The sequence below is a fragment of the Achromobacter colocynthidis genome (assembly GCF_057334535.1).
This window is the reverse complement of sequence record NZ_JBHFIZ010000037.1, coordinates 384,212-395,426: the sequence shown is the minus strand read 5'-3', so window position 1 is coordinate 395,426 and position 11,215 is coordinate 384,212. Positions and strand designations below refer to the sequence as shown.

7 protein-coding genes and 1 pseudogene are annotated in these 11,215 nt (G+C 65.1%); 2 read left to right on the top strand and 6 right to left on the bottom strand.

The features are described 5' to 3' along the window. Positions 1-4 precede the first annotated feature (4 nt). Positions 5-1,738 (bottom strand): ShlB/FhaC/HecB family hemolysin secretion/activation protein, encoded by a 1,734-nt coding sequence (locus ACE04A_RS21585; protein WP_279995886.1) that lies wholly within the window; start codon positions 1,736-1,738, stop codon positions 5-7. A gap of 387 nt (positions 1,739-2,125) precedes the next feature. Between ACE04A_RS21585 and ACE04A_RS21580 the strand changes: the two genes are divergently transcribed. Together ACE04A_RS21580 and ACE04A_RS21575 are read left to right on the top strand one after the other, a co-directional pair. After that, positions 2,126-2,956: a response regulator transcription factor gene (locus ACE04A_RS21580; protein WP_259250046.1), complete on the top strand. Its 831-nt coding sequence runs from the start codon at positions 2,126-2,128 to the stop codon at positions 2,954-2,956. Next, positions 2,949-5,696: a hybrid sensor histidine kinase/response regulator gene (locus tag ACE04A_RS21575; RefSeq protein ID WP_485820504.1), complete on the top strand. Its 2,748-nt coding sequence runs from the start codon at positions 2,949-2,951 to the stop codon at positions 5,694-5,696. Before ACE04A_RS21580 ends, ACE04A_RS21575 begins: the two co-directional genes overlap by 8 nt. A 27-nt stretch (positions 5,697-5,723) precedes the next feature. Here the strand turns inward: ACE04A_RS21575 and ACE04A_RS21570 are convergent, their stop codons facing one another. The 5 genes and pseudogenes from ACE04A_RS21570 to ACE04A_RS21550 form a co-directional block, all read right to left on the bottom strand. Beyond that, positions 5,724-7,034 (bottom strand): FAD-binding oxidoreductase, encoded by a 1,311-nt coding sequence (locus ACE04A_RS21570; protein ID WP_448716360.1) that lies wholly within the window; start codon positions 7,032-7,034, stop codon positions 5,724-5,726. Between the two features lie 62 nt (positions 7,035-7,096). Further along, positions 7,097-8,545: a sulfatase family protein gene (locus tag ACE04A_RS21565; RefSeq protein WP_448716359.1), complete on the bottom strand. Its 1,449-nt coding sequence runs from the start codon at positions 8,543-8,545 to the stop codon at positions 7,097-7,099. A gap of 39 nt (positions 8,546-8,584) precedes the next feature. Then, a complete protein-coding gene (locus ACE04A_RS21560; RefSeq protein WP_448716358.1) occupies positions 8,585-9,568 on the bottom strand; it encodes a tripartite tricarboxylate transporter substrate-binding protein in 984 nt (327 codons plus the stop codon). Positions 9,569-9,675: 107 nt separating this feature from the next. Then, positions 9,676-10,602: a LysR family transcriptional regulator gene (locus tag ACE04A_RS21555; RefSeq protein WP_485820503.1), complete on the bottom strand. Its 927-nt coding sequence runs from the start codon at positions 10,600-10,602 to the stop codon at positions 9,676-9,678. Positions 10,603-10,605: 3 nt separating this feature from the next. Beyond that, positions 10,606-11,215 (bottom strand): annotated as a pseudogene (locus ACE04A_RS21550) (hypothetical protein); the annotation flags it as partial.

Below are 11,215 nucleotides of genomic sequence, written 5' to 3'. Positions count from 1 at the left end.
CTGCTTAGTACTGCGCCGAAATGCTGAAGAACACGCGGGGATTCTTGTTGCCCTGGGTCAGGACATCGCCGCTGGTGGGCTTGGCCACTTCAAGCGTGGCGTACAGGCTCTTGCTGAGGTTGGCGCGCATGCCCGCCCCGATGGATGACACGTTGGCGCGCGTCAAGGGCGCGCTTTCGCTGCGCGACCAGATGCGGCCGCCGTCAATGAACGAGTAGACGTGCGCGCCGTGCGGCAGGAAGTTGTCGGTGGACACCGCGTAGCGCAGTTCCAGCGAGCCGGCCAGACCGGAGTCGGCGGACATTTCGCCGTCGTCGTAACCGCGGCCGAAGTTGGGGCCGCCCAGCGCGAATTCCTCGCTGGCCAACAGCGGGCTGGCGCTGTATTGGCCGGCGAAGGTGGCCACCAGCGACAGACGTTCGGTGAGCTGTTGCAGACGGGTCAGTTCGGCGGTGAGCTTCAGGAAATCAGAGCGGCCCTTGGCGCGCGAAGCCAGTTCGGCGCCTTCCTGCGTGGCGCCCATCGCGTCCAGGCCCTGGTGCACGGTGCCGCGTATGGCGGTGATGCCGTTCCAACTGTCGGTGCGGTCATAGCTCAGGCCCGCGCGCAGCACACGCAGACGGTCGCGCGTGAAGGGGGTGTCGGTGATGTCGGTGGTGACGTTGCGCACGTCGAACATGCCGAAGGCGCGCAGGTTTTCCAGGCGCGAGCGGATCAGCGGATAGGTCAGCGTGGCCGTGTAGGCTTGCACGTCGCTGGCGACGTTCAGCGGGGCCAGGTCGCGGCCCGGTTCGCTCTTGGCGTAGCTGGCGGCCAGGCCGAAAGTCATGCCGCTGTCGGAAACCAGCATGTCGTAGTTGCCGGCCACGGCCTGGCTGCGGTAGGCCGGAAAGCCCAGGCGCCCGCTCAGCGTGAAGGTGTCGGCGCGCGCGCCAAACGAATTCAGGCTGACCTGGCCAGTCATTTCGCTCCAGCCCAGGTAGGGCGAGCCACGGTTGTCAAAGCCCAGGCGGGCATCGACGGGCTTGCGTTCGCTGTGCACCACCAGCACCGAGCCGCCCACTTCCTTGGGTGAGGCTTCCAGCGAGGCGCGTACGACCATGCCGCTAAGGTCATTGGCCAGCAGCAGTTGGCGTTCGACCTCGGCCACATTGATGGGGCGCACGCCGCGCAGGCGCTGCACCAGCTTTTCAACCGCCGCTTGCGCGGGGCCGATATCGCCGTCGTACTTCACGTCCGACACATAGCCTTCCACCACCACGATGCGAAACACGCCGCCGTCCACCGTCTGTTCCGGCACGATGACGCGCGTGGTCACATAGCCGTCGTTGCGGTAGAGCAGTTCGATGTCGTTGGCCACCTTGAAGGCGTCGGCCACCGTGATCGTCTTGCCCACCAGCCCCTGGTAGAACGCGCTGATTTTTTCAGGGGGATAGTGGGTCACGCCGTCCACGCGCATGTTGCTCAGCGTGAAGCTCAGCTTCTCGGCCCCTGCCGGCGCCTCGGACGCGCTGCCTTGCTGCACCGTCACCTGCGGCGCGGCGGTCGTGCTTTCCGGCATGGCCGGTTGCGGCAGGGGGCGGCCCGGCTCGGCGGCCGACGGCAATTGCGGACGCACGCTTTGCGCCATGACCGGTCCGGCGGCCAGCGCCAGGGCCGTCGTCGCAAGGCCGATATGCAAGGAAATGGGGGTCAGGCAGAGGACAACGGGACGGCAAATTCGGGATAGACGGCGCATGGGGGGATCGGACGGCGATTTGTTACATTTGGAATGGATAGACGCTATTTGACATATAAAACACACTTGGGTACACAACATTGTTGCAACCGACTGGCGCTGAAATATGCCTTCGCTCGTGACGCCGTCACTGGTAGGTGCCGGAAAATACGGGGAAATTCGGCTTCCGTCGGGCTGTCGCGGCAACGCCACAACGGGACGGAAAAGACGGCGCCCTGACCAGTTTCGCGCTGTAACAAACATTATCGTAAGTACGCAAATATTCCATTACTGAGGTTTGCTGGAATGCCAGGTAGGTTTGCCGCAAGGAAAATTATTCCAATCGAGGCCTCGGTTTTGTCTCTTGTTACCAACGCTGGCGCCAGCCGGCATGAAAGAATTCGGGGCATGAACGACGCCTTTTTTCCACTGGCTCCGGGCCAGCTCGCCGGTTTGCGCGTACTGGTCGTTGAAGACCGCCCCGAAGACCGCATGCTGCTCGTGGATTTCCTGACCAGTCAGGACTGCCGCGTCTATGTGGCCGAGGATGGCAACGACGGCTATCGCAAGGCGCAACTGGTGCAGCCGGACATCATCCTGATGGACGTGAACATGCCGGTCTGCGACGGCCTTGCCGCCTGCCGCCTGCTGAAAGCCGACCAGGCCACGCGCGCCATTCCCCTCATCTTCCTGACCGCCGCTTGCCTGCCCAGCGAACGGGTGGCGGGGCTGTCGGCGGGCGCCGTGGACTACGTGGCCAAGCCGTTTGATTTCGAGGAAGTGCGCCTGCGCTTGCTGATTCATCTGCGGGTGGCTGCAACGCCCATGCCCGTGCCGGCATCGGCGTCACCAGTGGCCGAGGCCAGCGCGGAAGACGGCACCTCCGCCGCCGCCGCCGGGGCCACGCTGGACGGTGTGTTGTTTCGCGCGGCGCGCAAGCTGCTGCGCGAACGGCTGGACCACACGCCCGAACTGATGGCGCTGGCCCAGGCGTTGAACACCAATGCGCGGCGGCTGAACCAGGCCTTCCGGCGCTGCGCGGGCACGACCGTGTTCGAGTTCCTGCGGGAAGAACGCATGCGCGAGGCACGCCGTTTGCTGTGCGAGACCAGCCTGGATATCCAGGCCATTTCGCAGGCGGTGGGGTATGGCAACCGTGGCAATTTCTCTACGGCTTTTCGCGAACGCTTCGGCATGCCGCCCACGGCCTTGCGCCAGGAACTGGATCCCCATGCGTGAGCGCCGCCTGGGCTTGCCGGGTTGGCTGCCGTTGTTGTCGTTGTTGTTGTCGACGTTGTTGTCGACGTTAGTGGCGCTGTCTTGCCTGCTGCTGCCCGCGCAAGCGCAGGCCGTGCAACCCCAGGCCGCGCCGCCGCCCGTGGACCTGAGCGCCGTCACCGGCAAATTGCCGCTGAACCACGAACTGCTCGGCGTGGAAGATCCGAGCGGAACCCAGGACGTCAGCCAGATCCTGGACGGCCCCTGGCAGCCCGTCACCCCCGCCTGGTTGAACCGAGGCTTTTCGCCATCCGTGTACTGGCTGAAGCTGGACGTGCACAACCCCACCCATCGCTTCCTGGAACGCTGGCTGTCATTCGGCGTGCCCAGGCTGGAAGACGTGCGCTTCTACCTGTATCACGACGGTGAGCGAGAACCCTTCAAAGTCGTGCTGGCGGGCAACCGCGAGCCGCTCGCCTCGCGCGAAGTGCCTTCTTCCGTGTCGGTGGCCTCGCTGCTGCTGATGCCGGGTGAGCGCGTGACGGTGCTGGTCAGGGTGCAGAGCCGTTCGGCCATCAGCATGGAACCCACCTTGTGGACGCCGGCGGCATTCGTGGACGCGGCGCAGCGCGGCACGGTGGTCCTGGCGCTGCTGATCGGCGCGCTGCTGATGGTGGCGATCTATACCGGCGTTCTGGGCGTGGCCCAGCGCGATCAGGTGTTCCTGTTTCTGGCCGCCGCCATCATCATTGAAATTCTCTACAGCCTGTCGTTTCAGGGTTTGCTGTACCGCTACGTACTGACGGGCGGCGGTGAAACGGTGTTGCGCGCGCCCAGTGTGTTGGGGACGCTGGCGGCCACGGTGTTCGGCTATACCGTGATGCGGTTCGCGGACTTGCATCGGGTGCGGCTGTGGCGCTGGGTGTATGGCGTGCTGATCGCCCTGGGCCTGGCGGGCTCGGTCTGGGCGGCGCTGGGCGAGTATCGCGCCAGCGCGCAGGCCGTGGTCGGACTGGTCTTCCTGTGGGGGCTGGTATGGCCGGTTTCCATGGCCGATGGCTGGCGGCGCGGGCATGCCAATGCGCGGATCTTCCTGCTGTCCTTCGCGGTGTATTGCGCCTTGCTCTTCTTGCGGCTGGCCTTCATCAACGGGCTGTTGCCCGGCCGGTGGGAAGGTGGGCCCGAGGTGGCTTGGGACCTGTTGTCGGTGTCGCTGATGCTGGCCGTGCTGGTGCATGGCCGCACGCGCCAGCATCGTCAGGAAAAACTGGCGGTCCAGCAGGAACTGACGCAAGCGCGCGAACGTGAACACCTGCGGCTGGACCAGGCCGTCAAGGCGCGCACGCGGGCGTTGCAGGCGGCGTTGATTCGGGCTGACGAAGCCGGCCGCGTGCGCCAGGACTTCCTGGCCCGCATCAGCCATGACCTGCGCACGCCGCTGACGTCCATCATCGGTTTCGCGGACCTGATCCAGGCGGGCGGCCGCGACGACGCGCCGCGCGGCGCGATCATTCGTCGCAGCGCCGATCACATGCTGAGCATGGTGAATGACCTGATCGATTACGCCGCCGGCGCGGGCGGCCAGGCGCTGCGCGTGTCTCCTGAATACGTGCACGCCTTGCTGGACGCCGTCGCCAAGGAATCCGCGCCGATCGCCGCCCGGCAGAACAACCAATTCGTGTTGCGGGTGTCGGAGTCCGTACCCGCCGTGTTGGAAATGGATGGCAAGCGCGTGCGGCAGGTGCTGTCCAACCTGATCGACAACGCCGCCAAGTTCACGCGCGGCGGCGTCCTGACCTTGACCGCCGACTACATCGCGCCCGATTCGGGCGACGCGGTCGAGGGTGCGGGACGGCTCGCACTGTCGGTGCGCGACACCGGCTGCGGCATTGCGCCGGAAGACCGGCAGCGCATCTTCGAACCCTTCCAGCGGCTGGCTTCCGCCGAGAACCAGCCGGGGGTGGGGCTGGGCCTGCCCATCGTGCAGCAATGGGTGCAGCGCATGAAAGGCGCGATCAGCATCGACAGCGAGGTGGGGCAGGGGACGCGGGTCAGCGTCACGCTGCCGGTCAGGAAGATGGACGAGTCCCGCATCTCGCACCACTACATTGCCGCCGCGCCGCATGTGCTGCCGATGCTGGACGGATCCGGCAAGCACCTGTGGCTGGCCGAGGACACGCCGGAGATTCGGGAGTTCCTGGTCGAGGAACTGGCCAGCATGGGCTTTCAGGTGGACAGCGCGGCGGGTGGCCAGGGCATGGGGGCGCGCATCCAGGCAGACGACGCCCGCCGTCCCGACCTGATCCTCACGGACCACCGCATGGACGGCGTTGACGGCTCGGCCGTGCTGGCAGCCGCCCGCGCGCGCTGGCCGGACCTGCCCGTCATCGCGGTGTCGGCAACGCCCCACGACACGCAGGCCTTGGGCGGCGCGGGCTACGACGCCAGCTTGCTCAAGCCCATCAACCTGGTTGAGCTTCGCCATGTGCTGGGCAGGCTGTTGAATCTGTCGATCAAACCCTCAAGCAACGAGATGGACTCGGCCCCACCGCAGACGGCGCATCTTTCCGACGCCGAGTTGGCGCAGGTGCAACTGCTGCTGGAAAGCGGCGCCATCTCGGACCTGATCGATTGGGCGCAGGCATTGCAGGCGCGCGATGCGGCGTTCAAGGATTTCAGCGAACAACTGCGGCGCATGGCCAGGCAGGGCGATATCGCGGCGATCCGCAAGCTGTGCGAGACCATGCGGGAACACACCTGACCGTCTGAAATGCGCGCCGTGTGAGCGTCAATCGACGATGCGGCCCGGGTTCAACGTGTCGTTGGGATCCAGCGCGCGCTTCAACCGCTTGAGCAGCGCGATTTCACCGTCGCTGCGCGTGTAGCCCAAGAATGGCTTCTTCAGGAAACCGATGCCGTGTTCGGCGCTGATCGTGCCTTGCCGGCCACGCAATGCGCTGTACACAATCTCTTCCACGCCCAGCCATTCGCTTTGCGCGTGGGGGCCGGTCAGGATGTGGATGTTGTTGTCGCCCAGATGCCCCATGAACAAATGCGTCGCGTCGGGGTATCTCTGTTTCAGCGTGGCCTCGACTTCGGCCACATACGTCGGCATTTCAGCCCAAGGCAGGCCGCAGTCGAAGTTCACCGTGGGCTTCAACGCGGTCAGCAATTCAGGGATGCACTCCCGCAAGCGCCAGAATTTCTGGGCGTCCGACAGGCTGGACGCCACCGCGCAGTCACTGATCAACTCCGCTTCCAGCGCGCCTTCCAGCGCGTTCTCCAGGGCAGCCTGGGGGTCCATGCCGGCCAGGCCGCTGGCCTGGATCAGCACGCTCCAGGGCGCGTTGCCCGGCAATGGCAAGGGCACGCCCGCCAGCTTGCTGGCACGTTCCAGGAACTGCGCCGACACGAATTCATACGCGCTCAGTTGCGGACCCAGGGTTTTTTTCAGATGGCGCAGCAGCAAGGCCATGGACTGCGTGTCCGGCACCTGCACCAGCGCCGTGGCGGGCGCGCCGGGATCGGGCTGCAAGCGCAAGGTCAGGCGGGTGATCACGCCCAGCGTGCCTTCAGACCCGATGAACAGAAACCGCAAATCCAGGCCAGCGCTGTTCTTGACCAGGCGCGTCAACGACGTCACGACAGACCCATCGGGCATGACCGCTTCCAGCCCCAGCACCGAGTCGCGCATGGTGCCGTAGCGCACCACCTGCGTGCCGCCGGCATTCGTGGCGGCATTGCCGCCAACCTGGCAACTGCCGCGCGCGCCCATGTCCACCGGAAAGAACCAACCGGCTTCAAGCGCGGCTTCCTGCACCTGTTGCAAGGTTGCGCCCGCCTGCACCTGCATGACGCCTTCGACCGCATCAATGGATTCGATGTGGTTCATGCGTTCCAGGTTGATGACCACGTCGCCGTCGGCCGGCACGCCGCCGCCCGCCAGCCCGGTCAAGCCGCCCTGGATGGTGATCTTGCGCCCCTGCCGATCCGCATCGCGTACCAGGGCCGCCACCTCGTCGGTGGTAGTAGGCCGGTGCACGACGCTGGGCACGCCCCGCGTCAGGCCGCTCCAGTCGTGTAGGTATCGTTCGTCCACAGGCCGTTCATTCCCATTCCGTTCATCCCCATTCCGTTCTTCCCCATTCCGTTCTTCCTCATTCATGCCGCTTGCTCCACCTTGGGGGCGGGCGTTGCGCCGCTTGAGCCCATCGTCGAGGCGGCCTCCGGGCCACCCATGCGTTCAATCAACGCGGCCTGGTCGGCCTTGGCCTGCCGGTCCACGTCTTCCGGATTGCAGATCGCGTACAGCGCGGCCTTCATTCCCGCCAGCACGGCGGCATAAGCGGGTTCGCCTGCCAGGTCGTGCAGTTCGCCGGGGTCCGACTCCAGGTTGAAGAGTTCCGGCTGAAAGCGCACGTAGTGGTGATACTTCCAGGGCCCCTTGCGCAGCATGAAACCCGCGGTGTTGCTGCCGGCTGCATGGTATTCGCTGAGGATGGCGCGGTCGTCGTCGACGGGTTGCCGCGCAATATCGAATAGCGATTGCCCCGACCGCGTGCCCATGTGTGGCGTCGGGTCCACACGTACGCCTTGCAAGATCGTCGGATACAGGTCCAGCAGGTCCACCGCGGTATCGCAGACGGAAGGCGATACGTCGGGGCCGGCCAGGATCATCGGGATGCCGACGCTTTCCTGGTAGAGCGTGGATTTTCCCCACAGCCCACGCGCACCCACGTTGTCGCCGTGGTCCGACGTATAGACCACGTGCGTGGAATCAGCCAGGCCGAGCGCGCCCAGTGCGTCCACGATGCGGCCCACGTTGCTGTCCAGAAAGCTGCATAGCCCGTAGTACGCCAGGAACGCATTGACGCGCTCGTCTTCGCTTTCGAAGGTGTCTTCGCTGCGCTCGAATTCCGCGTAGGCCTGCACCCAGGGATGGCGTTCGTAGCCGTCTTTGGGATGCAGCTTGGCGTCGGGGATCTGCCGGGCGTCGTACAGGTCAAAGAATTCCCGAGGCGCGATCAGCGGGAAGTGCGGCGCCACCAGGCCCACGTACAACACGAACGGTTCACCGCGATCGGCCGCCGCGCGCAGCCACTCCAGGGTGCGGTCGGTAACGGACCTGTCATATGACGTATAGGGCGATTCGCCCATGCCGATACGGTCGCCCAGCATGCGCTTGCGCCCAGCCACCGGCAAGTAGGGATCCCGGATCGACGCCCACACCATGCCGTGTCCGCCCACCACGTGCATGGGGATATGTTCCGCGTCGAAACCGACCGGGTCTTCTTCGTTGCGATAGTGCAGCTTGCCGATGCTTTCAACGTTGATGCCCTGCTGCTGCAACACATGGCCCCAGCCTTGCGGATCACCCACGTACGGCATGGCGTTATCCCAATGCCGGGTCTGGTGCACGCGATGGCCGGTGGCGAACGCCGCGCGCGCCGGCACGCAGATCGGGCTGGGCGTGTAGGCGTTCGGAAAGCGTGCGCCACGCGCGGCAAGCGCGTCCAGGTTTGGCGTCTTGATGAACGGATGCCCGGAACAACCCATGAACGCGGGATTGTGTTCATCGGACATGATGACGACGATGTTCTTGCCTTTCATAGTGCTTCCTGGATAAAGCCAGGCCACGCGCGCGGCGCGTCAGGCCTCGGGGGTGTAGCCGCTGTCCTTGACGACCCGGGCCCAGAACGCATCTTCGCGTTCCATCTGTCGTTTCAAGGCGGCGGGCGCGGTGACTTTGGGGTCGAAGAATTGCTGCTGCATGACCTTTGCAAACGCAGGCGAACGCACGGCGTCGGCCACGGCCCCCGCCAATGCCTGTGCCTGGTCGGCGGGCAAGCTCTTGTTGCCGATCAGCGTGAAGTACTCGGCCACTGTCAGCGACGGATAGCCCGCTGTGGCGAACGTGGGCACGTCGGGCAGCGCGGACGACGGCGCCGAACCGGTCATGGCCAGGATGCGGATCTTGCCGGCCTTGTGCATGGGAATCAGGTTGGGCAGCGTGGTGATCAGCGCGGGCAGGACGCCGCCCACGGTGTCCGTCAGCGCCAGTGAACCGCCCTTGTACGGAATCGGCGTCAAGGGAACCTTGCTGGCGTTCGCCAGCATGACGCCCAGGAAGTGCATGACCGTGCCCGCGCCGGGCGTACCGTAGACCGCCATGCGCGGGTCCTTTTGCGCCAGTGACAGGAACTCTTGCAACGTTTTCGCCGGGCTGTCGGCGCCCACCGCGAATCCAAAATCAAACTGGCTGGCGGTGCCCAGCGGCGTGAAGTCCGCGGGGGTGTAGCGCAGGTCTTTGTATAGATGCGGATACAGCGTCAGGTTCGTGGAGGGGGTGAACAGCACGGCATTGCCCGTGCCATTGCCATTGCCGCCCGCCGCCAGCAACGAGTCGACCGCGATGCGGCCTCCCGCGCCGGCCTTGTTTTCAACGATGAGGGTATAGCCCGATGCCCGCATGCCTTCGGCCAGCGCACGGGCCACCAGGTCGGCCGCGCCGCCCGGGGCAAAACCCACCAGCATGCGTAAGGGGGGGCTGGCCTGTAGCTGCCTGATCGGCAGCGCGCTACAGCACACGGCGGCGCCCATGGCGCCCAGGAACTGTCTGCGTCGTACGTGCATGCTTGTCTCCGTATCGGCGCTTTTGATGCGCCATTTTTGGAGTAGCGTACGGCTGCGTCAGACCTGAAGACAAATATTATTTATCTGTGTTTTATATAAGTTTTTTCTTATGCCAGCTTTCCGCGCAGCACCTTGCGCGCCACCAGCGTACGCAACACGGCTTCCAGCGCGTGTTCCATGGCCAGCGTCGTGCTGTCTGGCGCGCCTTCGGCCACGCGCACAATGGATTGCATGCGCGCAATGGGCGGCCGGACCAGGCGCCGTTCCCCCATGGCCTTGTTGCCACGCGCCAGTTCCAGGCCAGCGCTGTCAGGCAGGATCGCAAACGCCACGCCGTCGCGCACCAAGGCGAAATTCAGTTCGGGGTCGTTGATCTCGTACTTCACGTTCAGCGGGCAATCCAGATCCAGCGCCGTGCGTTCGATCAGGCGGCGCAAATCGTGGGCGCGGTCAGGCGCCACCAGCGGACGCGACCCGATCGCGGAAAACGCCATCGTTTTTCCCGGCCGATCGAATAGCGATTCCAGACCGAACAACGAAAACTGTTCTTCATAGACCGGCTTGCAATACAGGCCCGGCAATTCGAAGGCGTTGGGCATGAGCGCCACGTCCAGTTGCCGCGTTTGCAGCGCCAAGCGCACTTCGCTGGACAAGGCCGACGACAACAACAGCCGGACGTCGGGGTAGTTCTGTTCGACGTACCGCACGAGCGGCGCGGCAACCACCTGGGCCAACGACCGCGCTAGACATACCCGAACCGGCCCGCGCGGCTTGCCGGTGGGAGCCAGCACGTCTGTCTTCAGCGATTCCAGTTGTTCCAGAATGGACGTGGCGCGTTGTTGCAGGCGCTTGCCTTCGGCGGTAAGTGTCACGCCCTTGGCATGCCGTTCAAACAAGGCCACGCCCAACTCGGCTTCCAACGCCGCCACGTGCTGGCTAAGCGCGGGCTGCGCGATGCGCAGCGCGGCCGAGGCCAGCGACAAGCTGCCGCTGCGGGCGATTTCCAGAAAATAGCGGAGCTGGCGCGGGGTCATGCGCTATTTTGCCCTACCCATCGACAGCGGCACCCCCCAGATCGGATCTTCCATGCCTTGCTTGCCCAGCGGCGTGATCTGCATGGGTTGCAGCGTGGACAGCAACTGCCGGTGGGCATCGCTCAAGCTGTGGCGCTGCGCGATCAGCTTCTGCGTGAAATCCATCGGCGCCGGGCGCGTGTAGACGGTGAAGTCTTCAAGCGGGCATTCGATCATCTTGGGGTCGACCGCGCGGCAGCCCGATTGCTTGTACTTGTAGCTGGGCGTCTTCATGTGCATGCGCTGGCTCAGCACCAGTTGGCCGCCCTTGAGGGTAAAGCTGGCCAAGGCCAGCTTCGGCGGCACGCGCGACTGCACTTTGATGGCGGGGATATCGCGCGAATCCGTCTGCTCGTAGTAGCCGGCGCGGGAGCCCTGCGTGGTCTCGGTGTATTGCTCTTCGCCCCAACTGACGCAGTTGCCCGACGCCCGGTGCACGGCCGTGCACACCTTGCGCGTCTTGAGCTGGGTGCCGGTGGTGCCTTCATGCCAGTTGGTTTCCTTGTAGAACTCGCGATAGAGCTCCGGCGACAGATAGGCGGTGCCGTTGGCGCCCCCCCCCCCCCCACCGGGC